23 protein-coding genes are annotated in these 24724 nt (G+C 65.4%); 5 read left to right on the top strand and 18 right to left on the bottom strand.

All coding sequences use genetic code 11. The features are described from left to right. Position 1: 1 nt before the first annotated feature. Positions 2-1051, bottom strand: coding sequence for an SDR family NAD(P)-dependent oxidoreductase (locus ACIQXM_RS05860; protein ID WP_400928933.1), 1050 nt, complete (start codon positions 1049-1051; stop codon positions 2-4). Between the two features lie 211 nt (positions 1052-1262). After that, positions 1263-1697 (bottom strand): acyl-CoA thioesterase, encoded by a 435-nt coding sequence (locus ACIQXM_RS05855; RefSeq protein ID WP_400928930.1) that lies wholly within the window; start codon positions 1695-1697, stop codon positions 1263-1265. 285 nt (positions 1698-1982) lie between these two features. Between ACIQXM_RS05855 and ACIQXM_RS05850 the strand changes: the two genes are divergently transcribed. Continuing rightward, positions 1983-2342, top strand: coding sequence for a VOC family protein (locus tag ACIQXM_RS05850; RefSeq protein WP_400928927.1), 360 nt, complete (start codon positions 1983-1985; stop codon positions 2340-2342). Here ACIQXM_RS05850 and ACIQXM_RS05845 read toward each other — a convergent pair. From ACIQXM_RS05845 to ACIQXM_RS05820, 6 genes are all read right to left on the bottom strand, one after another. Then, the gene (locus tag ACIQXM_RS05845; RefSeq protein ID WP_400928924.1) at positions 2339-4066 is read right to left on the bottom strand and encodes a DUF4389 domain-containing protein; all 1728 of its coding nucleotides are present in this window, start codon (positions 4064-4066) and stop codon (positions 2339-2341) included. The genes ACIQXM_RS05850 and ACIQXM_RS05845 overlap by 4 nt on opposite strands. Before the next feature lie 88 nt (positions 4067-4154). After that, positions 4155-5555 carry a dihydrolipoyl dehydrogenase gene (gene lpdA, locus ACIQXM_RS05840; protein WP_400928922.1) on the bottom strand — a complete coding sequence of 467 codons (1401 nt, stop codon included), beginning with the start codon at positions 5553-5555 and terminating at the stop codon, positions 4155-4157. 99 nt (positions 5556-5654) lie between these two features. Beyond that, on the bottom strand, positions 5655-7172 hold the full coding sequence (locus ACIQXM_RS05835) for a carboxylesterase/lipase family protein (protein ID WP_400928919.1): 1518 nt from the start codon (positions 7170-7172) through the stop codon (positions 5655-5657). Between the two features lie 127 nt (positions 7173-7299). After that, positions 7300-8469 carry a N(5)-(carboxyethyl)ornithine synthase gene (locus ACIQXM_RS05830; RefSeq protein ID WP_400928916.1) on the bottom strand — a complete coding sequence of 390 codons (1170 nt, stop codon included), beginning with the start codon at positions 8467-8469 and terminating at the stop codon, positions 7300-7302. Positions 8470-8547: 78 nt separating this feature from the next. Beyond that, positions 8548-8772: a hypothetical protein gene (locus ACIQXM_RS05825; protein WP_400928913.1), complete on the bottom strand. Its 225-nt coding sequence runs from the start codon at positions 8770-8772 to the stop codon at positions 8548-8550. Positions 8773-8975: 203 nt separating this feature from the next. Beyond that, positions 8976-10613 (bottom strand): ABC-F family ATP-binding cassette domain-containing protein, encoded by a 1638-nt coding sequence (locus tag ACIQXM_RS05820; protein WP_400928910.1) that lies wholly within the window; start codon positions 10611-10613, stop codon positions 8976-8978. Between the two features lie 104 nt (positions 10614-10717). Here ACIQXM_RS05820 and ACIQXM_RS05815 point away from each other — a divergent pair, with 104 nt between their 5' ends. The 3 genes from ACIQXM_RS05815 to ACIQXM_RS05805 all read left to right on the top strand — a co-directional run bounded on the left by ACIQXM_RS05815 (position 10718) and on the right by ACIQXM_RS05805 (position 12703). Next, positions 10718-11611, top strand: coding sequence for an arginase family protein (locus ACIQXM_RS05815; RefSeq protein ID WP_400928907.1), 894 nt, complete (start codon positions 10718-10720; stop codon positions 11609-11611). A gap of 118 nt (positions 11612-11729) precedes the next feature. Beyond that, positions 11730-12395 (top strand): SDR family oxidoreductase, encoded by a 666-nt coding sequence (locus ACIQXM_RS05810; RefSeq protein ID WP_400928905.1) that lies wholly within the window; start codon positions 11730-11732, stop codon positions 12393-12395. Further along, positions 12392-12703: a putative quinol monooxygenase gene (locus ACIQXM_RS05805; RefSeq protein ID WP_400928902.1), complete on the top strand. Its 312-nt coding sequence runs from the start codon at positions 12392-12394 to the stop codon at positions 12701-12703. The genes ACIQXM_RS05810 and ACIQXM_RS05805 overlap by 4 nt, the downstream gene beginning before the upstream one ends. A 128-nt stretch (positions 12704-12831) precedes the next feature. Here the strand turns inward: ACIQXM_RS05805 and ACIQXM_RS05800 are convergent, their stop codons facing one another. Continuing rightward, positions 12832-13563: a class I SAM-dependent methyltransferase gene (locus ACIQXM_RS05800; RefSeq protein WP_400928899.1), complete on the bottom strand. Its 732-nt coding sequence runs from the start codon at positions 13561-13563 to the stop codon at positions 12832-12834. Positions 13564-13752: 189 nt separating this feature from the next. Between ACIQXM_RS05800 and ACIQXM_RS05795 the strand changes: the two genes are divergently transcribed. Continuing rightward, the gene (locus tag ACIQXM_RS05795) at positions 13753-14307 is read left to right on the top strand and encodes a hypothetical protein (RefSeq protein ID WP_400928896.1); all 555 of its coding nucleotides are present in this window, start codon (positions 13753-13755) and stop codon (positions 14305-14307) included. Positions 14308-14310: 3 nt separating this feature from the next. Here the strand turns inward: ACIQXM_RS05795 and ACIQXM_RS05790 are convergent, their stop codons facing one another. From ACIQXM_RS05790 to ACIQXM_RS05750, 9 genes are all read right to left on the bottom strand, one after another. After that, positions 14311-15729 carry a cryptochrome/photolyase family protein gene (locus tag ACIQXM_RS05790; protein WP_400928893.1) on the bottom strand — a complete coding sequence of 473 codons (1419 nt, stop codon included), beginning with the start codon at positions 15727-15729 and terminating at the stop codon, positions 14311-14313. Positions 15730-15806: 77 nt separating this feature from the next. After that, entirely contained in the window at positions 15807-16331 is a 525-nt protein-coding gene (locus ACIQXM_RS05785; RefSeq protein WP_400928891.1) for a MarR family winged helix-turn-helix transcriptional regulator, read from the bottom strand. After that, positions 16328-18061 carry an AMP-binding protein gene (locus tag ACIQXM_RS05780; RefSeq protein ID WP_400928888.1) on the bottom strand — a complete coding sequence of 578 codons (1734 nt, stop codon included), beginning with the start codon at positions 18059-18061 and terminating at the stop codon, positions 16328-16330. The genes ACIQXM_RS05785 and ACIQXM_RS05780 overlap by 4 nt, the downstream gene beginning before the upstream one ends. Further along, positions 18058-18924 (bottom strand): enoyl-CoA hydratase/isomerase family protein, encoded by an 867-nt coding sequence (locus ACIQXM_RS05775; RefSeq protein WP_400928885.1) that lies wholly within the window; start codon positions 18922-18924, stop codon positions 18058-18060. The genes ACIQXM_RS05780 and ACIQXM_RS05775 overlap by 4 nt, the downstream gene beginning before the upstream one ends. Before the next feature lie 25 nt (positions 18925-18949). Then, positions 18950-20473: an aldehyde dehydrogenase family protein gene (locus ACIQXM_RS05770; RefSeq protein ID WP_400928882.1), complete on the bottom strand. Its 1524-nt coding sequence runs from the start codon at positions 20471-20473 to the stop codon at positions 18950-18952. Between the two features lie 53 nt (positions 20474-20526). Next, the gene (locus ACIQXM_RS05765; protein ID WP_400928879.1) at positions 20527-21303 is read right to left on the bottom strand and encodes an enoyl-CoA hydratase; all 777 of its coding nucleotides are present in this window, start codon (positions 21301-21303) and stop codon (positions 20527-20529) included. Beyond that, a complete protein-coding gene (gene mmsB, locus ACIQXM_RS05760) occupies positions 21300-22316 on the bottom strand; it encodes a 3-hydroxyisobutyrate dehydrogenase (protein ID WP_400928876.1) in 1017 nt (338 codons plus the stop codon). Before mmsB ends, ACIQXM_RS05765 begins: the two co-directional genes overlap by 4 nt. Then, positions 22313-23407: an enoyl-CoA hydratase/isomerase family protein gene (locus tag ACIQXM_RS05755; protein WP_400928873.1), complete on the bottom strand. Its 1095-nt coding sequence runs from the start codon at positions 23405-23407 to the stop codon at positions 22313-22315. The genes mmsB and ACIQXM_RS05755 overlap by 4 nt, the downstream gene beginning before the upstream one ends. Position 23408: 1 nt before the next feature. Beyond that, entirely contained in the window at positions 23409-24545 is a 1137-nt protein-coding gene (locus ACIQXM_RS05750; RefSeq protein ID WP_400928870.1) for an acyl-CoA dehydrogenase family protein, read from the bottom strand. Between the last annotated feature and the right edge of the window lie 179 nt (positions 24546-24724).

Here is a 24724-nt window from a genome sequence, read left to right as displayed (position 1 = left end):
GCTAGGCCACGCCCCAGCCTTCGTCAGCCGGCATGATCGCCCCGGTGACGTTGGCGGCGTCGTCGCTGAGCAGGTAGGCCATGGGCGAGGCGATTTGGGCCGACTCGATTTCGGGTGACGTCAGCGTGGGTGAGGGCAGCGGGCCGGCGCCGCCGAGGGAGCCGTAGTTGGACTCCAGGGCGGACCGGGTGGGCCGCGGGATGACGGCGTTTACACGGATGCCGCGCGGACTGTAGATGAACGCTGCGCTGCGCGTCAGGCCGATCACCGCATGCTTGGACGCCGTGTAGGCGGCTCCGGCGATGGAGCCGCGCAGGCCGGCCTGGGAGGAAACGTTCACAATGGATCCGGTGCCGCGGGAGAGCATCAGCGGAATCAGGGCGCGTGAGAGCCGGAAGGGGCCGTCCACATTGATGCGGAAGACGCTCTCCCAGAGTTCGTCCTCCACTTCATGCAGGGCCACCATGTTGTCCGCGATCCCTGCCACAACTGCCAGCCCGTCCACGCGGCCCTGAGCCATGACGGCAATTTTGTTGACGTCGGACTGGTTGGAAATGTCGGCAACTACTCCGGAGATGTCCAGATCCGTGTCGGTTTCGAGGAGCGCTTCCATGCGCAGCGTACTAAGGTCCACGGCAATCACGTGGCCGCCCTCGCGCGCCACGCGCAGGGCTGTGGCCCGGCCAATGCCCGACGCTGCACCGGACACCACCACTGTCTTACCGTCAAAACGGCCCTCCACCAGCGGCTCCACCCAATCGTTCGGAGCCGGGGGCGGAGCTGAAGGGAAGAGATGGGCCGTGGCCGGCTGGACTGATTCATCCATCAGGCGGTTGGCTGCCTCCACCATCAGGTCCAAATAATCCGTGGTCACCACACCGTTGCTGAGCGTGACCAGCGAGGAGAGCGGCAGCTTGCGGACCGCATACAGCGCACGGGCGTCAGGACTCCGGCGGGCCAGCAGGTCAATCATGACCGTATGACCGGCGGGATGGTCCAGCCAGTCCCCTATCAGGGAGTCAATGGTCAGGGGCTGTACGGGATGCGGCATGCACGCTCCGTTCCGGGCAACTGCGTCAGCTGCCCGGAACGGTTCCTGCGGGTACGCCGGCGCAGCCGCACCTTATCTCCAAGGGCTTTGCTGCTCTGTCGAGTATGGCACGCAGAAGCGGCCCCTGACTGCCTTGGGGGCCGGCCAGGAGGCACGCTGCGCCAAAAATCAGCTGCGGCGCCGGTCAAGCCTTTTGGGGGTTTTTCCGGTTTTAGGAATCGACCTCAATGGGAGCGATGTGTTCGGCGGGAAGCCGGTCCCGGTCATAGGTGATCTCGGTATAGCCGTGCGGCATCGGGTGCCCGTGGGAGTCGAGGCTGACGAAAACGATCCGGTCGATCGTCAGGATGCTGCGGCGGGTGACCATGTTGCGCACTTCGGCGCGCATCGTCAGGGAGGTCCGGCCAAATTTGGTGGCGCGCAGTCCCATTTCGATCATGTCGCCCTGCTGGGCGGAGCTGACGAAGTTGATCTCCGACATCAGCTTGGTGACCACACGGCCGTTGCCCATCTGCAAAATGGCGTAGATTGTTGCTTCTTCATCGATCCATCGCAGAAGGCTGCCGCCGAACAGGGTTCCGTTAGCGTTAAGGTCTTCGGGACGGACCCACTTCCGGGTGTGGAAATTAATGTTTTCGAGGTCCATATTTCAAGATTACCGAGGCACGCGGTGCCTGAATGACGGCTGTGACGCACCTGACGGATCTCCGTCACATCTGCCGTCCCCGGGCCGAAGGAGCGCCCCGGCCCCGCGCGTCCGGGCGCTGCCCGCGGTGAGGGAAAACACCTGCCGTGTCCGGGCGGCGGCTGCAGCTCCGGGGTATTGACCCGGAAGCTCTGCCCGGCAGGGTGTGTTAGGTTCAGCGTGCCGTGTGAGCCACTCTCACCGGAGCCGGACACCACAGGCAGTTTCCTTCAGCCAGGAGCCATCTTGACCAGCAGATTTGCTTCGCTTGCCCTTGACGCCGTTGATGTCCGCCGTTTGGCGGACTTTTGGACCCGGGCACTTGATTACCGCATCGAGGAGGAAGCCGACGGCATCATCAGTCTTGCCCCCGTTGACGGCTACGGCCCGCCCATCGACATCCTGCCCGTACCGGAGCACAAATCCGTGAAGAACCGGCTGCACCTGGACCTGCGGGCGGACGGCTGCACGGGCGAGGAGGAAGTGCAGCGGCTGCTGGCGCTGGGCGCCGTCCTGGCAGACGTGGGCCAGGAACCCGATGTCACCTGGACCGTGCTGGCGGATCCCGAAGGCAACGAGTTCTGCATCCTCGGGACCTCCGCCTAGCCGGATCCGGGTCCCGGACGGCCGATTCCTGCGGCCTCGTCCCTGCGGTCCGCCGGACCCTGGTCCAGGCGGAAGGGCGGATACTCGTCCCGCATCAGCGCACCGTAGGCCAGCACGCGGTAAGACCACCGGTTCAGACCCATGATCAGGTCAAAGAGGTGGCGCGGGTACCGGCCGCTGAACAACAAGATGACAGCGGCAATGAGGACCAGCAGCACCAGCAGGGACAGGCCCAGCCGGCTGACCACGGCCGGCGCTCCTTCCCATCCGTCAGCCCACCCGTCAGTCCACATCCGGCCCGGGACCATCCGGGTCCAGCCGCCGGCGTCGTCCTGGCTGCTGACGGGATAGAACCGGTTGACGACCACGGAGGCCTGTGTGAAGGCTGCTACCACCAGTGCCTGCGGAAGAATCAGCAGCCACCACTTCACCAGCACCAGCCAGCGGGAGAGCTCCCGGGGATACTCAACACTGAAATCCGCCGGGTAGTCGGTGCGCTCCAAGGTGAACGGCGGATACCGGTCCGTCCCCAGCGCATGCGTGGCGTAAAACGTCACCCGCCAGCTCCAGCGGACCACTCCCACATTGAATTCAAACAGTCCCCGCGGATACCGTCCGGTGAAGAGGATGACGATCCCGGCAATCACCGTGGTGACGAAGAAGGCGATCCACAGGAAGAACAGCACAACGTAGTGCGGTATTGCCAGGAACCATTTGACCAGCCACATCCAGCGGGAAAGATTGGGATCTATGTCGCCGTAGAGCCGCGCGGGATAGCGCGGTCCGGCCAGTTCCGGGTCCCGCAGGCCGACGGCGGAGCCTCCTCCGTGAGCTTCTGCGGAACCCGCGGCACCCGCGGTTGCCGCTGCCGATCCGTACGGTCCGGGACGTCCGTACCGGTCCTGCATCTGCCCATAGGTCTGAGGCACTGCGGCCGCCTCGGCGGGCTGGCCCGGATCACCGGATTGGCCCGGTTGACCGGATTGCCCCGGTTCACCGGAGCCCGCAGGACGGGTGCCGCCGCCGGCGTCGCGGTGCCGAAGCCCGGAAGCTCCGATAACCACCAGGGCAATCCCGGCAATGAGGAAGACGATGCTGGAGATCAGCAGGGTCCATGTCAGCGGGCCAAGGAAATCAGCCCGCACCCCCGCCTGTAAGTCCGCGGCAACCGACCGGCTCCCGTCTGCGTTCATGACCACAACCGACCAGTCCCCGCCGTCCAGGTTCCATTCCAGGGACTGTTCACCGCTCCCGCTGGAGCTCTCTGCCCAGAAGTCCTGGCTGTTCGGAGGGGCGGGGGCCCGGGTGCCCTGGACGTCCAGGTAGTCGACACGGAAGGGGGCGAAGGAAACGTCCTGCAGCTCGCTGCGCGGTACGTCCCGGAGGTAGCGGTCCACCTCGGCGCTTGGGCCGATGCCGATGAAGAGGTCCCGGCCCTGTACCGACTGGCCTTGAAGCTGCAGCGTTGCAGCGGAGTCTTCCGCCCGCACCCCGCCGTCTACGCTCACCTCCGGCAGGGTCAGCGCATATGAATCAACCTCATAGGTCTCTTGCGGAAGCGAAAGGAAGCGGTCATCACTTTGCCCCGCGTTGAACACCCCTGCAACAGCGGCGCCCGCCGCCAATCCCAAGCCCATCAGGATCAGCAGGCTTCCAAGGACGAGCAGAACTACTCTGCCGGTTCTCAGCGTTTTGCCGGTTTGCACGGTTTTGCCGGTTTGCACGATGCAGACCTCCCCGGACCGCCCCCTACTGCAAAGGGTTCTCCGGGTCCGGGAGCCGTGTCAAGATTCCGGCTCCCGCCCGGGCGGGCTAGAAGTTGATCATGTGTCCGGTGAGTCCGTGGAACGCCTCCTGCAGCGCCTCGCTGAGCGTGGGGTGCGTATGTACGTTCCGCGCCAGCTCATAGGCGGTCAGGTCCCATTTCTGGGCCAGGGTCAGTTCGGGCAGCAGCTCGGAAACGTCCGGGCCGATGAGGTGGCCGCCGAGGAGTTCCAGGTGTTCCTTGTCCGCCACCAGCTTCACGAACCCCACCGGTTCACCCAGTCCGTGGGCCTTGCCGTTGGCCGTGAACGGGAACATGCTCACCACCACGTCGTGGCCTGCGTCGCGGGCCTGCTGCTCGGTCAGCCCAAAGCTGGCCACCTGGGGCTGGCAGAAGGTGGCCCGGGGCATCATCCGGTAGTCCCCCAGGGGCATGGTTTCGGCCTTGCCGATGGTCTCGGCGGCCACGACGCCCATGGCTTCGGCCACGTGGGCCAGCTGCAGCTTGGCCGTGACGTCGCCGATGGCGTAGATGTGCGGGACATTGGTGCGCATGAACTCGTCAATGGCAATCGCCCCGCGGTCAGTGAGCTGAACGCCGGTCTTCTCCAGGCCGTATCCCTCAGTGCGCGGCGCAAAGCCGATGGACATCATCACACGGTCCGCTTCAATGGAACCGTCCTTGCCGTTCTTGTCCTTATAGGTCACGGTCACCGAGGAACCGTTGTCCGTCACCGTCTCCACCTTCGTGGAGGTCATGATGGGGATGCCCAGCTTCTTGTACTGCTTGGCGATCTCCTTGGAGACGTCTGCGTCCTCATTGGGCAGGGCCCGGTCCAGGAATTCAATAATGGTCACGTCCACGCCGTAGCTGCGGTGCACATACGCGAATTCCATGCCGATGGCGCCGGCACCCACAATCACGATCTTCTTCGGCAGGTCCCGGTCCATGATCTGGGCCTCATACGTCACCACATTCTCGGAGAGTTCGACACCCGGCAGCAGGCGCACGTACGTTCCCGTGGCAATGATGGCGTTGTCGAACGTGACGGTCTCGCTGCCGCCCTTCGAGAGCGAGACTTCAAGGGTGTGGTCGTCTGTGAACACCCCGTGGCCGTCATACTCGGTGATCTTGTTTTTCTTCATCAGGAAGTGGACGCCCTTGACCCTGCCGTCCGCGACCTGCCGGCTGCGGTCGAATGCGGCGCCGAAATCGAAACTGACGTCACCGCTCATGCCGAACGTCTTCGCCTGATGGGTAAAAATCTGGGCGAGCTCAGCGTTGCGCAGCAATGCCTTGGAGGGAATGCAGCCGACGTTCAGGCACACCCCGCCCCAGTACTTCTCCTCCACCACTGCCACGCTCAAACCGAGCTGGGCCGCCCGAATAGCCGCCACATAGCCGCCCGGTCCGGCTCCCAGAATCACGACGTCGTAATGTTCACTCATGCTGGCCAACTCTCCTTTTGCACGCTGCCTGTTGTACCGCGTAGGGGCAAGAATTCCATAGCTGGGGTTAACACTCCCACAGCCTGTCTGTTGACTCCATCACAAATACCCCCGGTATCCCGCCCAGGCACGGCGCCGCTCCGGGAACGGATCCAGCTCTATCCGGTCTTCGACGTCGAAAATCCGGGTCCGGCGCTCAACCGGTTCATAGCGCGGCCAGTCCGGGCCCGGGCAACCGGTTTTCGCCAGGCTCAGCAGGGTGCCCTGGAAACGCGCCGAGAGTTCTTTCAGGGCCGCAGCCCCTCCCAGCAGGGACAGGGCGCGGGTTATGGGCTCGCGGGTTTCACCGAACATCACGGGGACGTCCATGGCATGGGTCGCGCCGAAACCGAGCAGGTTCATCATGGGCGTGGCGAAGTCGTACCGGTAAGACCAGGTGGGTGCCACCAGAGAATGGGATTCGGCCACCACAGTGGAGGGGTACCAGAAGACCAGGTCGCCGCTGATTTCCACCGATTGTTCCCGGGAGGGATACCCGGGGTAGGCGGCCAGCACTCGGGACTGGGCCTCCGGATCGGTGCCGGCAAACATCTTTTCAATCCGGTCCGGCGTGGACGGGAGGATATCCACAATCCGGGCGAACAGCGCCCCTTCCCGGGCCATGGTGCCGAGTACCAGCGGCACCGGAGCCGAATTCCCCTTCATGAAGGTGTCGAAGGGATGCTCGGGCAGGAAGTCGCCGTCGATCACCGGCGAGACGCTCAGCGAGCCCGGCTTGGCAGCCGGTCCAATCTTGGACGTCAGCTCACTGGTGGCGCGCACCAGTGTGGAGGCCGGAAGGGTGGACAGGGCGTCGGCGGCATCGGACAGCGGCACTTTGAGGATCGCCAGCAGATCCCGTGCCCAGGACGCGTGGAGCTGCCTGGAATAGGCGCTGGACGGGGCGGCACTCTGGGCATAGGCCTGGTGGAAGAGCCCCCTGGCGGCCGGGATGCACATCAGCGATGTCACGGAGATCCCGCCGGCAGACTCCCCGAAGATGGTCACATTTGCCGGGTCCCCGCCGAACGCTTCGATGTTGTCCCGGACCCATTCCAGGGCCGCCACCTGGTCGCGGAGTCCAAGATTCGAGTCGAAGATCCGGCCGGGGCCGGAAAAGGAACTAAAATCCATGAACCCCAATGCTCCAATCCGGTAGTTCAGGGAGACGTACACCGCTTCCCCGGCCCGGACCAAATTGGAGCCGCGGTAGGTCTTCACGGTGGAAGACCCGGAACTGAAGGCACCACCGTAGAAGTAGACCAACACGGGGAGCCGGTCGAACTCGGGTTCCAGGGGCGCCGAAATATTCAGCGTGAGGCAGTCCTCATCCATGGGTGCCCGCCGGCGGGATCCGGTCAGGGACGGATTGCGGGACTGCGGAGGCGCTGCGCCAAAAACGCTTCCGTCCAGCACACCGCTCCAACGCTCCGGCCGCTGCGGAGAACGCAGCCGCAGGTCTCCCACCGGCGGCGCAGCAAAGGGAATACCCCGCCACGTGCGCACGCCGTCGGCCACGGTTCCGCGAACCAGCCCTTGTTCCGTGGGGACCAGCAGGGAAGTCACGGTTGAGGTCATGAGCTGCTCGATTCCTGGAAGGAGTCAGGTGCGACCTTTCACGTTAGACCTGTCCCCCGCCCGCCTCCTAGAGCCCGGCAGCACCCCGGGGCCGCGAATCATCAACTGCTCAACGCCCCGAACAAGCCTAGGCTGCAGCCACCGCGTGAGGGTATTGGGCGGAACGGCCCTGGAAAGCCAGGACCGCCGGATTCAGGATCCGTCCATCCCGAATTTCAATCGCCCGCCGCACGCTGGACTCCTCGTCCCAGGCGCCAGGTCCGGACATCACCGTACGGATGAACGGCAGCACGGCTTCGCTGATCTCCCACGTTGCCGAATCCCACAAGTGTGACGGGCTGTGGTCCACGGAGTAATAACGGATGCCGTTTCCCACCTCGAACATGGGCTCAGCAAACGTGGTGGGCTTAGCCCAGGAGAAACCCATGCCCTCGTCACATGAAACGTCGATGATCAGGCTGCCCGGAGCAAAGGCAGCCAAATCGTCTTCCTGCAGATAGGTCAGCGGGGCGTTGGGATCCTGCAGGGTGCAGTTGACCACCAGATCGAAACCTGCGAGGTACGGCGCCAGCGCTTCGCGGCCGTCCTCAGTGATCACGTGGCTGAGATGGGGCAGGACGGCGTCGCGCTCAAAGTGCAGGATCCGGGCCGAGTGGATGGGCGAGCCCACAGCAGCGGTGTCCCGGTTGGTGAGCACCTGCACATCATGGATGCCCAGGGCGTTCAGGGCGGTGACGGCACCGCGGGCGGTGGCGCCGAAACCGATAACGACGGCGCTGAGCCTGCGGCCGTAGTCTCCGGTGGCTCCGGCAAGCCCCAGGGCGTGAAGGACCGAGCTGTAGCCCGCCAGTTCATTGTTCTTGTGGAATACATGCAGCCCGAATCCGCCGTCCGGGTTCCAATGGTTCATGGCTTCAAAGGCAATGAGTGTCAGCGACTTATCCACGGCCAATTGGGTGATGACCCTGTCCTGGACACAGTGCGGCCAGCCCCACAGCACCTGACCGTCGGAGAGTTCACGCAGGTCCTGCGCCTGCGGCTTGGGCAGCAGGACCACATCCGAGGCCGCGATGACTTCCCCGCGGGGGGCCATCCGGCTCACCAGGGGAGCCAGCTGATCATCACCAAGGCCAAAGCGCTCACCGTAGCCCTGTTCAAGGATGATCCGGGCCCGCAGATCGGCGTCGATCCGTTCCAGATGGCGCGGATGCAGAGGAAGGCGCCGTTCATCAGTCTTGCGTGAGGTCGCGATGACTCCCAGAGTCCTCAACGAGCTGTCCGTAGCTGTGCTGCTCATGCGTACTCCCAAGTTTCACCCGGCAAGATGCCGGGGCTACTGAGACTACGCCCTGCGCCGCATGAGCCGGCGGTACAGCTAGGCGGCGGCGAAAGCCAGTTCCCGCGAACGGGCTGTGGCCGGCTGCGCCGGGGCGGCGGCCGCGCGCTGCAACCGGCGATGCACCCGGAACTCCTTCAGGCACAAAAGGGCCACGGCAGCCACGTTGAGGGCGGCTTTGGTGCCCGTTGACCAGTCAGTTGTTACGCACAGGACCCAGACGCTCAGCAGGACGGGCACGTCCATGACGCGCAGGCCCTTCACCGGTCAGTCCTTCCAAGCAGTTGCTGCAGTGAAGCCATGATAACTACTCCCCCCAAAAAGACTGAGACTAAAAACCGAGACTAAAAACCGAAACTATGCAATTGCGCCACATCGAATGCGTCGCATTTAATGGGGGCCTTTGAGCCGTAAAGCGTGAGTAATTTTTACCACATCCCGGGCAGCCAACGGTACTCAGGGCATCCTCACTGAATAGTGACGGAACCCCCGTCCACATTCCAGCGGGCATCAAGGCGGACGTTTTCCAGCATCCGCCGGTCATGTGAGACGAGCAGCAGGGCCCCCTCGTAGCTTTCCAGCGCCTCCTCCAACTGCTCGATCGCAGGCAGGTCAAGGTGGTTGGTGGGCTCGTCCAGCACCAGCAGGTTCACTCCCCGGGCCTGCAGCAGCGCCAGGGACGCCCGGGTGCGCTCACCCGGGGACAGGGACTGCACGCGGCTGGTCACCTGATCGGCTTTAAGTCCGAATTTAGCCAGCAGGGTACGTACTTCGGCACTGTTCATCTCCGGAACAGCCGCCTCAAAAGCGTCTCCCAGCGCCACGGCGTGGTCCAGCTGGCCGCGGGACTGGTCGATTTCCCCCACGGCCACGGATGATCCCAGGGAAGCGCTGCCGCCGCTGGGCTCCAGGCGTCCCAGCAGAAGCGCCAGCAGCGTGGATTTTCCGGCGCCGTTAGGGCCGGTGATGCCAATCCGCTCGCCGGCATTGATCTGTACCGAGACCGGTCCAAGGGTGAACGAACCGCGCTGTGCCACGGCGGAATTCAGGGTGGCCACGACAGAGCTGGAGCGGGGTGCGGATCCAATGGTGAACTGCAGCTGCCATTCCTTGCGCGGTTCTTCCACTTCATCCAGGCGGGCAATCCGGGATTCCATCTGCCGCACTTTCTGCGCTTGTTTCTCCGAGGATTCCATTGATGCCCGGCGCCGGATCTTGTCATTGTCCGGGGATTTCTTCATGGCATTGCGGACGCCCTGCGAGCTCCATTCCCGCGTGGTCCGGGCACGCGAGACCAGGTCCGCCTTCTTATCGGCAAATTCCTCGTAGGCTTCGCGGGCGTGCCGGCGCGAGACGTCGCGCTCCTCCAGGAATGCGTCATAGCCGCCGTCGTAGACGGCCACCTTGTTCTGGGCCAGGTCAAGCTCCACCACAGTGGTCACACAGCGGGCGAGGAATTCGCGGTCGTGGGAAACAAGGACGACGCCGCCGCGCAGTCCCTGGACAAATTCCTCCAGCCGGGCCAGACCGGCCAGGTCCAGGTCGTTGGTGGGCTCGTCGAGGAGCACAATGTCGAAGCGGCTCAGCAGCAGGGCGGCCAGGGCCACGCGGGCGGCCTGCCCGCCGGAGAGCGAAGTCATCAGGGCTTCGGCGCCTACCTCCAGTCCCAGCTCGGCAAGGACCGCCGGAATGCGGTCCTCCAGATCGGCGGCACCGCTGGCCAGCCAGTGGTCCAGCGCGACGGCGTAGGCGTCGTCGGCCCCCTTGGCTCCGGACCCCAGTCCCTCCGCCGTGGCCTCCATGGCTTCGGTGGCTGCTGCCGCACCGGTGCGGCGTGCAATATATCCGGCCACGGTTTCACCCTCGATGCGTTCATGTTCCTGCGGAAGCCACCCAATGAAGGCATCGGCGGGAGCGGTGGACACAGTGCCGGCGAGCGGCTCGGCCGCACCGGCGAGCAGGCGGAGGAGGGTCGATTTTCCGGCGCCGTTGGAGCCCACCACACCAACGACGTCGCCCGGCGCGACCGTCAGGTTGAGATGGGAAAAAAGGGTGCGGTGGGCGTAGCCGCCGGAGAGGTCCCGGGCTACGAGTGTTGCAGTCATGCTTCCATCCTATTTTGTTTGCGGCCACGGGTTTTTCGGGTCCCGGCCCGATGCCGGGACCCCCTGCCCTTATCCCGGCCGGCCCCGCGGCGTAAATTGGGGCCATGACCCAGAGCTCCCCCACCGGTCCCGGCGCACTGCGCCTGATCTTTCCGCAATGGCAGGGCGCTTCCGGGCCCTCGACCCACCAGCTGCATCCGGGGGTGGATGCGCACGACAGCCAGCTTTCGTTCAATCTTGGACCGGCACTGCTGGAACTGCTGTCCCCGGACCATGACGGCCCCACTGCATATGTGCCCGTCAGCACCGACACGAGCGACGAAGCGCTCGCCACCGTGGACGGCATTTACGCCCGGGACGCCGTGGTGCGGCAGCTGACCGATGCGCTGGCGATCCTTCGGGAGGCCGCGCCCGAATCCGTGGTCACCTTCGGCGGGGATTGTTCGGTGAGTGTGGCACCCTTCAGCCATCTCGCCTCCGTCTACGGCGATGACCTTGCGGTGCTCTGGGTCGATGCCCACCCGGACACCGGGGTCCCCGGGGATTCATACACCGGGTTCCATTCCATGGCCCTGGCCACCCTTGCGGGAGAGGGCGACGCCGGCATCCTCGCCGCGCTTCCGGCACTGATTCCGCCGGCGAAGATTTTGCAGGTGGGGCTGAGGCAGTGGGACGCCGAAGGGATAGCCGTCAAGGAACGGCTGGGCATCAAGAGCGTGGGCATCACCGACACGTCCGCAGACAGCCGCAGGATCCTGGACTGGATTGCCGGCACCGGTGCCGCACAGCTGGCGGTCCATATCGATCTGGACATCCTGGACCGGCGTGACTTCACCAATCTCCCGGGCAACGGCAGTGACGGGATGCGGATTGCCGATCTCGTGCGGCTGGTGGCAGATGTGTCCACCGTGGCCAACATCGCCGGGCTCAGCCTGACGGAGCACATTCCGGTGGAGCTGATGCGGCTGGCCGGTCTGCTGCGGGACCTGCCGATCTGACGTATTCCCGAAATCTCCGTGATATTCCGCCGCTTAGCCGTTAGCGGAACGGGTAGGTACTTCAACCGTAAGCGTGCTTATGGTGGCGGGGACACTGATCCCCACGAAAGGACTCACCATGTCACGCATTGCCATTATCGGAGGCCACGGCAAAGTCGCCCTTCACCTGGCCAAGGACCTCACGGCCAACGGCCACCAGGTCACGTCGCTGTTCCGCAATCCGGACCACGTCTCCGACGTTGAGGCCACGGGTGCTGCCGCCGTCGTTGCGGACGTCGAGAATCTCTCCACCGAAGAAATCGCACAGAAGCTTGCCGGCCAGGACGCTGTTGTCTGGTCCGCCGGTGCCGGCGGGGGAACCGCCGAGCGCACCTACGCGGTGGACCGTGACGCCGCCATCCGCTCCATGGACGCGGCCAAGTCGGCCGGTGTCTCCCGGTACGTGATGGTGTCCTACTTTGGCGCGGGCCCCAACCACGGTGTCCCCGAGGACGACGGCTTCTTCGCGTATGCCGAGTCCAAGGCCGCAGCCGATGAATACCTGCGCGGCAGCGGATTGGACTGGACCATTCTGGGGCCCAGCGCGCTGACCATGGATGCGGGCACCGGGAAGATCGAAACCGGTCCCGGCATCGAAGGCACCCAGGTGTCCCGCGAAGACGTTGCCCTTGTTGCCGCCGCAGTGCTGGACCGTCCCGCCACCATCGGGCAGACTATCGAATTCAACAACGGTTCGGTTCCCGTTGACGCCGCCCTTGATGCTTTGAAGGAGCAGAACTCATGAGTCTTGTTGTAGTAGCCACCATGGTGCCCAAGCCGGAGTTCCGGGACGAGGTCATTTCCGTGCTGGAAGAGTCGATTGCCCGGGTGCACGCCGAGGATGCCGGCTGCGAGGTGTACAGCCTCAACGAGGGACGCGACCGCCTGGTCATGATCGAAAAGTGGGCCAGCCCCGAGGATCTGCAGGCCCACTCGGCAAGCCCCGCCTTCAAGGCCCTGACCGCTGCCCTCGACGGCAAGCTCTCCGGCGAAATGGACGTTCAGGTTCTCCAGCCCCATCCCGCCGGCACCCCCGGCCAGGGACAGGTCTAGCAGCACAGGCTTAATCCGGCAGTTTCTGCCGAACCCGGGATAAGGTCCGTGCCGGTTGCTCTCCCTCAAGGGATGCAACCGGCACGGACCTTATCCCGTTAAGCGGATGCTGCCGCCGGTAACGGCCGTCAGCTTCGCAGGACAGTGTTCCTGGGCTCATGGTCCAGGGCAGCCGGAGCATCGATGGTCCGCAGGCCGGCCTCTTCCGCCAGAGCGGTGAAGCCGTCGACATCAATCCAGTGAAGCAGCCAGTTCCGTTTCAGCTGCTGAAGCATCCCGTTCCTTTCTCGTTCGTAGCGAAGGGCGGTGATCTGCGTGCGGGCACCTTCGTCGCGTTCCACGCTGAGTACGCGGCAGGCGATCCATCCGCTGGCTGTATCCCGCCGTGTCACACTGCCGATGTAATCGGCCGAGGGTGGCGCCGGAACAAAAAGCGGAACGATGGCAGTGCCGTTGGGAAGGAGGGCGCGTTTTATGCGGTGCAAAGTCTGCCGCATCGCGTCATCGGTGGGCAGGAGGTTAAGGGTGGGCCCCGCCAGGAAGACCGTCGCATACTGGCGCGACGGATTCATTGACTCCATTGACGCCACCCATGCGGTCACCTCGAGGTTGCGGGTTTCCGCCCGCCTGTGAAGTCTGGCGATCATGTCAGGGGATGAGTCCAGGCCATCAACGTCGATTCCGCTCTCCCGCAGATCCAGCAAGGGGTCCCCGTCGCCGCAGCCCAGCTCGAGGGCCGGTTCACCGTACTGTGCGATGAGGTCCCGGTATTGCAGGGAATCAAAGCTTGTGGACTTGAGCGGCTTGTAGAGATCCGCGACGAGCCCGGTGTAGAAGGACGCAGCTGACGTACCGGCCATGTGGGTTGCTCCCTGAAAGGCACCAACAGAATTGCATGCCATTATGCCGCAGACAGCCGCCGCGCCGGGCACAGGTCGCCCGCCGAAATCCCTGTGATCAACGCCTCCTGTCAGCGCGCACACCCGGACACATAAAATGGAGGGAAGATGAACTGTACCGACCTAATTCGACAGGAAAGTTAGGAGCCAGTGGACCTCACCACCACACTTCGCCGCATCGACTACGGCGAGCCGTCAGAGCACGGCGCCAAAACCTACATCCTGCACACGGCCGCAGGAACGTTTCGCACCCAGCCGGACAACATCCGCCCCCGATCCCTCGCCCTCGCAGTGCCTGTCAGTTCCAATCTTCCCGCCCGGCCCCGCCTCACGCTGGTCCTCGACGATGAACAGAGCGTGGTCGACTGGCGACCTGCCGCCGAAGTGGAGCAGCAGCCCGGAGAAGTGTCACTGCAAGGGGTGGAGTGGGACGGGCATTTCGGCTTGGCTGTGGACTACTACGACACCGCTGCCGCTGCCGCAGCCGCGCCGGACACCCGCTGGGCAGTCGTCCGGGGCGGCCCCGACCGCCGCTTCGTGATGGGCCCCACCGCCGACTACGCCGAGGCCTTCCGCACGGCCGTCAATCACAACCTGTCCGACGACTACCGCGCTGATACCTTCGATGACCGGTACATAGTGATTCAGGCCGCCCTCGACGAGTGGGCCTGCTACGCCGCCGAAGGCCCGCGCGCTGACAGCTGAAACTCAGCGAATGCTCTCGTATGCCTCCAGGGCGTTCCGGCGGGACTCCTTCAAATCCACGAGCGGCTCGGGATAGCCGGGGGTCAAGGCATCCGGCACCCAGCGGGAGATGTACTCACCGTCGGGGTCAAAACGCCTGGCCTGCGTCTGGGGATTGAAGATCCGGAAGAACGGGGCTGCGTCCGCTCCGGAACCGGCGACCCACTGCCAATTGGCGGGATTGCTCGCCGGGTCGGCGTCCACCAGCGTTTCCCAGAACCATTCCTCGCCCACACGCCAGTGGATGCCCAGGTTCTTGATGAGGAAGCTGGCAGTGACCATCCGCACCCGGTTGTGCATCCAGCCCATATTCCACAGCTGCCGCTGGCCGGCGTCGACCAGTGGAATCCCTGTTCTTCCGGCCTTCCACGCATCCAGGGCGGACAGGTCTTCCGGCCGGGATTCCGACGGCGGCTGCCCACCCTTCCCGCGCAGGATCGCCGGAGTCTGCGGTCCGGAGCCTTCCGGATGCTCCCACGGGAACCCGTCGAAGGCAGGCCGCAGGTTCTTCGTGGCCAAGTCCGGGTTGTGAAAAAGCTGGTGCCAGCAGAACTCACGCCAGCCGATTTCCGTGCCAAACACTGCCGGCCCCGGACCGTTCCCGCGGACGCGGGACAGCTCGTGCCAGACCTGGAACGGACTCACATGCCCCCACCGCAGGTACGGAGAGAGCCGGCTGGTTCCGGGCTTCGCCGGGCGGTCACGGCCATCGTCATAGTCCTGCACCGGGCCGGCCAGGAAGTCGCGAAGGGCGGAAAGCCCGGCTTCCTCGCCCGGCGTCCAGGCTTCGGCCAATCCTGCGGACCAGTCCGGATGCAGCGGCAGCAGGTTCCAGTCCGTCAGGTCTTCCCCGGCAGGGATACCGGCCGGAGGGGAGGCGGCCCGGTCCGGAGCCGAAAGCGGGGCGCGGAAATCCATAGCCGACACCGTGCGCCAGAAGGGGGTAAAGACGCGGTACGGTCCGCCGCCGCCCGTCCGCACGGTCCAGGGTTCATGCAACAGCGAAGCCTGGAAGCTTTCCGCCTCCACATCCGCGCCCGCGGCCCACTGCTTGACCGCGGTGTCCACCTCCCGCTCCGGCCCGCCGTAGCGACGGTTCCAAAAGATCCGCTCTGCCCCGGTGGTGTGCGCGAACGCAGGAACGACGTCGGCCGCCGGCCCCCGCTGCAGCACCAGCGGAATGCCCAGCGCGTCAAGGTCGTCCCGCAGGGTCTTCAGTGCATGGTGCAGCCACCACTTCGCAGCGGCACCCAGCGGCCGGATGCCCGGTGACTCCTCATCCAGGACGTAAAGGGCCACCGCGCCGCCGGCGGAGGCTGCAGCCAGAAGGGCAGGATTGTCAGCTGTGCGCAGGTCGTCGCGGAACCAGGCGATGGAGACCACGGGCAGGTCCTTTCCTCGGATACCACGACCCTACCCGCAGCCCGCGCCCGGCCGCTGAGCCCTCAAAACCGGACGCCCTACCCTGCAGACTCATCGAAATCTCCGGCCCGGCGCCGGAAGCGGGTCAGGATGTCCGTCAGGTCTGTGAGGTCCTGCTGCCCGAACCCCGGCCTGGAAAACACTTCCGCATTCAGGGCGGCGGCGGCCAGGGGCACCAGTTCCCTGCCGGCAGGCGTGATTCCCACCAGGACCGTCCGCCCGTCGGAAGGATGCGAGCGCCGCTCGGCCAGTCCCGCTTGTTCCAGCCGGTCCACGGTGTTGGTGACCGACGTCGGATGTACCTGGAGCCGGGCCCCCGCCTTGGCCATGGGCAGGGCTCCGCTGGCGGTAAAACTCAGCAGGGCCAGCAGTTCGAACCGGGAAAAGGTCAGCCCAAACGGCTTGAGCACGGTCTCCACCCGGGTGAACAGGATCTGCGAGGTCCGCATCACGGCAGTCACCGCAGCCATCCCGTCCGCGGCGTCCCCCCACCCGTGTTCGTCCCAGTGCCGCCTGGCCTGAGCGATGGGATCCTGTGCCAGCGGCTTGGCCGTCGCGGTCACCCCCGCAGCTCCGGAAACTCGTCATCGCGGAATTCGACGCCGGAGCGGACGGCCCCGCCGTCGTTCTCCAGTGCCCGCAGCTGGACCCGGCGGATCTTCCCGGACATCGTCTTGGGCAGGTCGTGGAACTCCAGCCGGCGCACCCGCAGATAAGGGGCCAAATGTTCACGGGCATACGCCAGGATCGACAGGGCTGTCTCCCGGTTGGGCTCCCACCCCTCGGCCAGGGCCACATAGGCTTTGGGCACCGCCAGCCGAAGTTCATCGGGAGCAGGAACGACGGCGGCCTCCGCCACCGCCGGGTGTTCTATCAGCACGCTCTCCAGTTCAAAGGGGCTGATCTTGTAGTCGGAGGCCTTGAAGACGTCATCGGTACGGCCGATATAGGTGATGTATCCCCCGGCATTCCGGGCGGCCATGTCCCCGGTGTGGAAGTAGCCGTCCTTCATGGCCGCTTCGGTGCGTTCCGGATCCCCCCGGTAGCCGGTCATCAGGTTCAGCGGCACTGCGGAGAGATCCAGGCAGATTTCGCCTTCCTCTCCCGGGAGTCCGGTGGCCGGGTCAATCAGGACCACCGGGACGCCGGGCAGCGGTCGGCCCATGGATCCGGGGTGCAGGTCAGCCCCGGGAGTGTTCCCCACCAGCGCCGTGGTTTCGGTTTGCCCGAACCCGTCGCGGATGGACAGTCCCCAGGCGTCCTGCACCTTGGAGATCACCTCGGGGTTCAGCGGCTCGCCCGCGCCGATCAATTCGCGCAGGTGTTCCGGGCGCTCCCCCAGGCTGGACTGGATCATCATCCGCCAGACAGTCGGCGGCGCACACAGGCTCGTGACCCCGGCACGGTGCATCTGCTCCAGCAGCGCCTCGGGCCGGAAGCGGGCGTAGTTGTAAATGAAAACCGTGGCCTCGGCGTTCCACGGGGCGAAGAAACTGCTCCAGGCATGCTTGGCCCAGCCGGGTGAGCTGATATTCAGGTGGATGTCTCCGGGCTGCAGTCCCAGGAAGTACATCGTTGACAGGTGGCCCACGGGGTAGGACACCTGCGTGTGTTCCACCAGTTTGGGCCGGCTGGTGGTTCCCGAGGTGAAGTAGAACAACAGCGGATCCGCCGCATCGGTTACGGTCTGCAGCGGGACCGGTTCAGCAGCGTAGGCCTGGTGATAGTCCAGCCAGCCGTCGGCCATGAGTCCCTCCACGCGTCCGCCGGCAGAGCTGTCTCCTCCAACGAGGATCCGCCCGTAGTCACCGGGGACGCCGTCAAACTTTGCAGCGTCGCCGGCGTTGGCGATAACCCAGCGCGCTCCCCCGCGGAGAATCCGGTCCGCGAGGTCGGCGCTTCCGGCGGCGGAAGCGGTGGGCATGATGACGGCGCCAAGCTTCATGGCGGCCAGCATGCTCTCCCACAGTTCCACCTGGTTGCCGAGCATCAGCATCACGGGATCCCCTTGCCGGACGCCGGACGCCGAAAGCCACGCAGCCACCTGGTCGGACCGGCGGGCCATGTCATCGAAGCTGTACTTCTGCTCCGATCCGTCCTCTTCCACGATCCACAGGGCGCAGGATGAGTTGCCGCGGGCCATCGCATCAAACCAGTCCACCGCCCAGTTGAATGATCCCTCCAGCCGGGGCCAGGCGAAGGTTTCCACTGCCTTTTCATAGCTGCCGGACAGGGCGAGCAGCTCGTCCCGGGCTGCCCGGAACAAAGTGGTGGCGCTGGTCTGGTTCATCATGCCTCTTCCTCGTGCTTGGTGTCGTCAGCGGGGGTGCCGGGCGCGGTTCCGTCCGGGAAAGCCGGTCCGGTCCAGGTGAAACGGGGATCTTCCTTGGCTAGGAAGGCGCGGACACCGATCCCCGGATCCGGTGCCGCGGCCATCTCGTGCTGCCACCGGCGGCTGGCCGCTTCCAGGCCGGGCAGTTCCACAGGAGACCCGCCGGCCGCAATAATGTCCACCAGTTCCTTCGCGGCCTGCAGCGAGAGCTGGGACCTGCCCGCGAGCCGGTGCGCAAAGGCAGCGACGTCGGCCCAGAAGTCCGCCTGCGGAATCACCCGTTCCACCAGGCCCAGACGCAGCGCCTGTTCGGCGGGAACAAAGTCGCCGCTGAACAGCAGGTACTTGGCAGCGCCGGGACCTGCCAGCCGGACCAGCCGCTCAATGCCGGAGAGCGGATACACAATCCCGATCTTGGCCGGCGTGATGCCGAATACGGCCCGGTCCGAGGCCAGCCGGATATCGCATGCCCCGGCCACCTGCCACGCCCCGCCCAGGCAGTACCCGTCCACGGCGGCAATGACCGGTTTGGGGAACGCGGCAATGGCCTCCTCCCCCGCAGTGACGTCGCCGCCGTCGTGCAGTCCGTTGTCCGGATTGTGCAGGATCGCCCTCAAATCGGAGATGTCCGCGCCGGCGGAGAAATCTTCGCCGTCGCCGCGGATGATCACCGCCTTGACGCCGGGATCCTCCGCAAGAGGAGCAAGCATGACGGCGAACTCCCGCCACATGTGCGCGGTCAGGGTATTGCGGCGGTCCGGGTTGGACAGCGTCAGCGTTGCCACCGGCCCGTCCCGGGTAAGGCGCAGGGTGCCTTTGCTCATGGATTCCTCAGCTGCCGGGCAGGGTTCAGCCGCGCAGCTTGACGTTGATCTGCTTGGTTTGGGTGAATCCGGCCAGCATGCCTTCGAGCGAAACTTCACGGCCGATCCCGCTCTGCTTGTAGCCGCCGTAGGACTGGCCCACCACCTGGCCGCCGCCCTGGTTGACCTGCACCCAGCCGGCGTCGACCCGGTGGGCGGTATTCAGTGCGTTGTCCAAGTTGTGGGACCAGACGTAGGCGGCCAGCCCGTAATGCGAGTCATTGGCCATGCGGATGACGTCTTCGGTGTCGCGCCATGGAATGGCAACGAGCACGGGTCCAAAGATTTCCTCCTGCGCCAGGCGGAAGTCGTTCCGTCCGCCGCCAAAGATCGTGGGCAGGTGGAAATAGCCGTCGGTCAGCGGGCCCTCGGCGGGAACACTGCCGCCCAGGATGGTGTCCATGGACCCGCGGCCGTCTTCAAGGTAGCCGCTGATGGAGGAGAACTGGCTGTTGTTGATAATCGCACCCATGTCCGTGGCCTCGTCCAGCGGATTGCCCACCTTCAGGGCGCCAAGCTTGGCCGCAAGCCGTTCCAGCACCTCGTCATAGATGTCCTCGTGCAGGAACAGTCGGGATCCCGCCGTGCAGCTCTGTCCCTGCCGGGTGAAGCGGGAGGCGAGCAGCAGGCCGTCAATCAGATCATCATCCACTGCATCCGGGAAAACGATGGACGGGTTCTTTCCGCCGAGTTCCAGGGACACATGGGCGAGCCGTTCCCCTGCGGTGCGGGCGACACCGCGGCCCACCTCCGTGGAGCCGGTGAAGGAAACCTTGTCCACGCCGGGATGTTCGGCCAGGGCAGCGCCGATGACGCTTCCGCGTCCGGTCAGGGCATTGACGGTTCCGGCCGGAAGATGGCGCGAGCAGATCTCGGCCAGCAGCAGGATGGTGAGCGGTGCGTCGTCGGCAGCCTTGAGGATCACCGTATTGCCGGCAGCCAGGGCCGCCGGCAGCTTGAAGCCGGCGATCATCAACGGAGAGTTCCAGGGCAGGATGCAGGCCACCACACCCAGCGGTTCCAGCCGCGTGTACTGCAGCTGACCGTCGCCGGCCGGCAGCGTCACGCCCTTGACCTCACCGGCAATCCCGGCGAAATAGCGGAACAACGCCACCAGCGTGGTGACCTCCGGGCGGGCCTGGGTACGCAGGGCGTTGCCGGTGTCCAGCGCCGTGAGCCGCGCAAAATCCTCTGCGCGCGACTCAATCTCATCCGCGATCAGGGCCAGGGCCCGGGCACGCACCGTGAAGTGGACACTGCGCCAGCCCGGGAACGCTTCCCGCGCAGCGGCAACCGCGCGGTCCACGTCCTCGGGGCCCGCCGCCGGAACCCGTGCAATCACGGTTTCCCGCTTCGCAGGATTCATGACATCCCGCCAGGAACCCGAGGCTGCCTCCACCGGTTCCCCGCCGATCCACATCGGCTGGTCCGTGCCGGAGAGAAACGAGCTGTAATCGGACGTTTCGGAAGCTCCGGCCGCGGGTTCCGCCGGAATATTGAGCTGGGTCATGATGCCTCGTTCTCTGGGGGGGAATGGGTGCAAGGGGTGAGAGGGCCCGGTGCTTAGCGGTGCTTGAAGTCCGGCTTGCGTTTTTCGATGAACGCAGCCATTCCTTCCTTCTGGTCTTCAAGGGCGAATACGGAGTGGAACACCCGCCGCTCCAGACGGATGCCGGAGTCCAGCGTTGTCTCAAAGGCGGCGTTCACGAGTTCCTTGCCGAGCATGGCCACGGGAGCGGACATGGAGGCAATGGTCTCTGCGGTGGAGCGGGCGTCGTCGAGCAGTTCCGCGGCGGGCACCACGCGGGAAACCATTCCCGACCGCTCGGCCTCCTCGGCGCCGATGGTCCGGCCGGTGAGGATCATTTCCATGGCTTTGGCCTTGCCCACGGCACGGGTCAATCGCTGCGAGCCGCCGATTCCGGGAATGACTCCAAGCTTGATTTCGGGCTGGCCGAACGTGGCCGTGTCCGCGGCAATGATGAAGTCGCACAGCAGGGCCAGCTCGCAGCCGCCGCCCAGGGCGTGCCCGGCGACGGCGGCGATCACCGGGGTGCGCACTGCCGCCAGGGTGTCCCAGCCACGGAACCAGTTCCCCAGATACATGTCCATGTAGGTCTTCTCGGACATCTCCTTGATGTCCGCGCCGGCGGCGAAGGCCCGTTCGGATCCGGTGATCACCACGGCGCCTATGTCCGGATCATTGTCCAGGTCAGTGGCTGCGGCCACCACGTCCTGCATCATCCCGAAGTTCAGCGCGTTCAGCGCCTTGGGCCGGTTCAGGGTGATGATGCCCACCCGGCCGCTGCGCTCCAGGAGGATGTTCTCGTACTCGCTCATACTGCTCCGCTCTTTCCTGCCGGCTGCTGCCCGGCAGTGTCACTGTTGTTGCTGTTGTCAGTGCTGCTGCTGTTGTCAGTGCTGCTGTCCGCTGCGGCGCCGGTGGCGGCGCGGATGGTCTTGATGACGGCGGAAAAATCCTCCCCGCCGCCGCCGGAATCCGTCAGGTTCCGAAAGATTTCCCCTGCCCGGCGGCCGAGTTCGGCCTGTACGCCGGTGGAGTCCAGGGCGTCGGCGGCCAGGCCCAGGTCCTTGGCCATGAGCGCTGCGGCGAATCCGGGCCGATAGTCCCGGTTGGCGGGGCTCGCGGGGACCGGCCCGGGGACCGGACAGTTGGTGGTCAGGGCCCAGCACTGCCCGGAAGCTGCCGAAGCGACGTTGAACAGCGCCTCATGCGTCAGGCCGAGCTCCTCGCCCAGGACAAAGGCCTCGCTGACGGCGATCATGGACACGCCCAGGATCATGTTGTTGCAGATTTTTGCCGCCTGTCCGGCTCCGGGCCCGCCGCAGTGCACCACGCGTCCGCCCATCACTTCAAGCACGGGCAGGGCCGAGGCAAAGTCCTCCTCCGCACCGCCCACCATGAAGGTCAGGGTTCCTGCTTCGGCTCCCACCACGCCTCCGGACACGGGTGCGTCCAGGCCGCGGTGTCCGGTTTCCAGCATGAGGGCGTGGGCGGTGTTGGCGTCATCCACCGAGATGGTGGAGCACTCGATGAAGAGGGTGTCGGGACCGGCGGCTGCGAGCAGCCCGAGGGTGTCTCCGTCACCGGAGAGGACGTTCAGCACGTGCGTTCCCGTGGGCAGCATGGTGATAACGACGTCGGTGTCGGCAACTGCCTGATCGGCGGTCTCCAGCATGCGCACTCCGGCGGCAGCGGCCCGCTCGGCCGCAGCCGGGACGGGGTCATACCCGGTGACGAAGTGGCCTGCGGCCACGAGATTTGCGGCCATGGGGCCGCCCATGTTGCCCAGGCCGATAAAGCCGATCCGGGCGCCTTGTTCGGATGTCATGAAAGCTCCTGGCTGGTTGATCCATTGGGGGTAAGTTGCAGTTCGGAGCCCTGCAGCGGCGCAAAGTAGGCCTGGACATCGGCCTGCCGCACCTCATCCAGCGTCGCCGGCTCCCACTGCGGGCTGCGGTCCTTGTCGATGACCTGGGCACGCACGCCTTCCGCGAAGTCGGGTGCGGCCAGGGCGCGGAGCGACACGCGGTACTCCTGTTCCAGGACGCTTGCCAGATCGGGCAGTTCCCGTGCCCGGCGCAGTGACGCCAGCGTCACCTTGAGCGCCGTCGGGGACTTGGCCTGCACGGCGGCAGCTGCCGCGTTCGCTTCCCCGGACTCCGACGCGAGCAGCGCGTCAACAATGCATTCCACGTCCTCATGTGCGTAGCACGCGTCGATCCAGCTGCGGGCTGCGGCGAGCGGGGCCTCGGGAGCCTCCGAGCCGAAGTCCTGCAGCACTTCTTCCACGGGTTTCTGTGCCAGTGCTGCAGCGAGCTCTTCCAGCCGGGAGCTGTCCACATAGATATCCGCCAGTCCAAGGAGCAGGGCATCGGCACCGGTCATGGTTCCCGCTGTCAGGGCCGCATGGGTGCCCAGCTCCCCGGGGGCCCGGGACAGCAGATAGGTACCGCCCACGTCCGGCACGAATCCGATGCCGGTTTCGGGCATGCCGACCTTGGTGCGCTCGGTGACGACGCGGTGCCGGGCGTGAGCGGAGACGCCGACGCCGCCGCCCAGGACAATGCCGTCCATCAGCGCCACGTACGGTTTGGGGTAAGTGCTGATGCGGGCGTTCAGCGCGTATTCTTCGGCCCAGAACCGGGCCGATTCGGCACCGCCGTTACCCGCATCGCGGTAGATGGCCACGATGTCGCCGCCCGCACACAGCCCCCGCTCCCCGGCACCGGAGAGCAGAACGGTGGCGACGCCGTCGTCGTGCTCCCATTCATCCAGGGCGCCGCTGATAAGGGAGACCATATTGGCAGTCAGCGCGTTGATCGCCCGGGGCCGGTTCAGGATGATGCGGCCCAAGTGTCCGGTTCGTTCGAGGCGGACCTCGGGCTCGGGAGCCTCGGTGGTACGAGTTGTCTCGATCATGTCAGGCCTCCGCCAGCGTCCGGCCCACAATGAGCTGCATGATCTCGTTGGAACCTTCCAGTATTTGGTGGACCCGCAGGTCCCGGACGATTTTTTCCAGCCCGTACTCGGAAAGGTAGCCGTAACCGCCGTGCAGCTGAAGGGCTTCATTGGCCACTTTGAAGGCGTTGTCCGTGGCCACGCGCTTGGCGATGGCGCAGAGCTTGACGACGTCGGGGGCGCCGCGGTCCAGCGCATCGGCACCGCGCCACAGCATGGTGCGGGCAGTCTGCAGGTCCATTTCCATGTCCGCCAGCCGGAACAGCAGAGAAGACTGTTCGATGAGCGGCTTGCCGAAAGCGGAGCGTTCCTTGAGGTATGCCACAGTCTTGTCCAGCGCTGCCTGGGCTCCGCCGAGGGAGCACGCCCCCATGTTGAGCCGTCCGCCGTTCAGGCCCTTCATCGCCATGCCGAAGCCGGCGCCTTCCTCGCCCAGGCGGTTGGCCACCGGAACCCGCAGGTCGGTGAAAACCACTTGGCCGGTGGGCTGGGCATTCCAGCCCATCTTGCGCTCGGCCGGGCCGAAGGAGAGCCCGGGGGTGTCCCCCGGTACCACGATGGCGCTGATTCCGCGTGGACCGGCACCGCTGGTGCGGGCCATGACGATGTAGTAACTGGAAGACCCTGCCCCGGAAATGAACTGCTTGACGCCGTTGAGCACATAGTCGTCGCCGTCGCGTTCAGCCTTGGTGACCAGGGCCGCAGCGTCCGACCCGGAGCCGGGTTCCGTCAGGCAGTAACTCCCCAGTGACTGCATGGTGGCCAGCTCCGGCACCCAGCGGGCACGCTGGTCCGGGCTGCCGAAGGTGTCGATCATCCACACCACCATGTTGTGAATGGAAATGTAGGCGGCAATGGAGGGATCCGCCTTGGAGAGTTCTTCAAAGATCAGCACAGCATCGGAACGGGAAAGACCCGAGCCGCCGTATTCTTCAGACGCGTAGATTGCCCCCATGCCAAGTTCTCCGGCCTGGGCCAGGACATCCACGGGAAAATGCTTTGTTTCATCCCATTTTGCGGCGTTGGGCGCCAAAGCATCGGAAGCGAACTCCGAAACCATATCCCTGATAGCGCGCTGGTCCTCGGTGAGTTCGAACATGCCCTGCCCTTCGTTGGTGCTGTGACGCCAAACATACTTGGACTCCCTAGTAATTACTAGGGGCGGGTTCGGGGCTTCCCGGCGGGGCAAATGCCGGCGGGGCGGCGGGCGGCCCTGTGCGTTGTCCGCCGGCGGAAAGGGGGCGCATTCCGCTGAGGCGCTCAACGTCCTTTTCATTG

Origin of the sequence: Arthrobacter sp. NPDC097144 (assembly GCF_044762205.1) — a bacterium.
Taxonomy (GTDB): Bacteria; Actinomycetota; Actinomycetes; order Actinomycetales; family Micrococcaceae; genus Arthrobacter_B.
Note: the sequence above shows the minus strand (reverse complement) of the source record. Positions and strands in the feature narration are given on the sequence as shown.

Bases quoted from the DNA above. Each gene is read 5' to 3' on its own strand.
- ACIQXM_RS05860 (WP_400928933.1), bottom strand. From the start codon at position 1,051: ATGCCGCATCCCGTACAGCCCCTGACCATTGACTCCCTGATAGGGGAC.
- ACIQXM_RS05855 (WP_400928930.1), bottom strand. From the start codon at position 1,697: ATGGACCTCGAAAACATTAATTTCCACACCCGGAAGTGGGTCCGTCCC.
- lpdA (WP_400928922.1), bottom strand. From the start codon at position 5,555: ATGAGTGAACATTACGACGTCGTGATTCTGGGAGCCGGACCGGGCGGC.
- ACIQXM_RS05835 (WP_400928919.1), bottom strand. From the start codon at position 7,172: ATGACCTCAACCGTGACTTCCCTGCTGGTCCCCACGGAACAAGGGCTG.
- ACIQXM_RS05830 (WP_400928916.1), bottom strand. From the start codon at position 8,469: ATGAGCAGCACAGCTACGGACAGCTCGTTGAGGACTCTGGGAGTCATC.
- ACIQXM_RS05820 (WP_400928910.1), bottom strand. From the start codon at position 10,613: ATGACTGCAACACTCGTAGCCCGGGACCTCTCCGGCGGCTACGCCCAC.
- ACIQXM_RS05815 (WP_400928907.1), top strand. From the start codon at position 10,718: ATGACCCAGAGCTCCCCCACCGGTCCCGGCGCACTGCGCCTGATCTTT.
- ACIQXM_RS05810 (WP_400928905.1), top strand. From the start codon at position 11,730: ATGTCACGCATTGCCATTATCGGAGGCCACGGCAAAGTCGCCCTTCAC.
- ACIQXM_RS05805 (WP_400928902.1), top strand. From the start codon at position 12,392: ATGAGTCTTGTTGTAGTAGCCACCATGGTGCCCAAGCCGGAGTTCCGG.
- ACIQXM_RS05800 (WP_400928899.1), bottom strand. From the start codon at position 13,563: ATGGCCGGTACGTCAGCTGCGTCCTTCTACACCGGGCTCGTCGCGGAT.
- ACIQXM_RS05780 (WP_400928888.1), bottom strand. From the start codon at position 18,061: ATGATGAACCAGACCAGCGCCACCACTTTGTTCCGGGCAGCCCGGGAC.
- ACIQXM_RS05775 (WP_400928885.1), bottom strand. From the start codon at position 18,924: ATGAGCAAAGGCACCCTGCGCCTTACCCGGGACGGGCCGGTGGCAACG.
- ACIQXM_RS05770 (WP_400928882.1), bottom strand. From the start codon at position 20,473: ATGACCCAGCTCAATATTCCGGCGGAACCCGCGGCCGGAGCTTCCGAA.
- ACIQXM_RS05765 (WP_400928879.1), bottom strand. From the start codon at position 21,303: ATGAGCGAGTACGAGAACATCCTCCTGGAGCGCAGCGGCCGGGTGGGC.
- mmsB (WP_400928876.1), bottom strand. From the start codon at position 22,316: ATGACATCCGAACAAGGCGCCCGGATCGGCTTTATCGGCCTGGGCAAC.
- ACIQXM_RS05755 (WP_400928873.1), bottom strand. From the start codon at position 23,407: ATGATCGAGACAACTCGTACCACCGAGGCTCCCGAGCCCGAGGTCCGC.
- ACIQXM_RS05750 (WP_400928870.1), bottom strand. From the start codon at position 24,545: ATGTTCGAACTCACCGAGGACCAGCGCGCTATCAGGGATATGGTTTCG.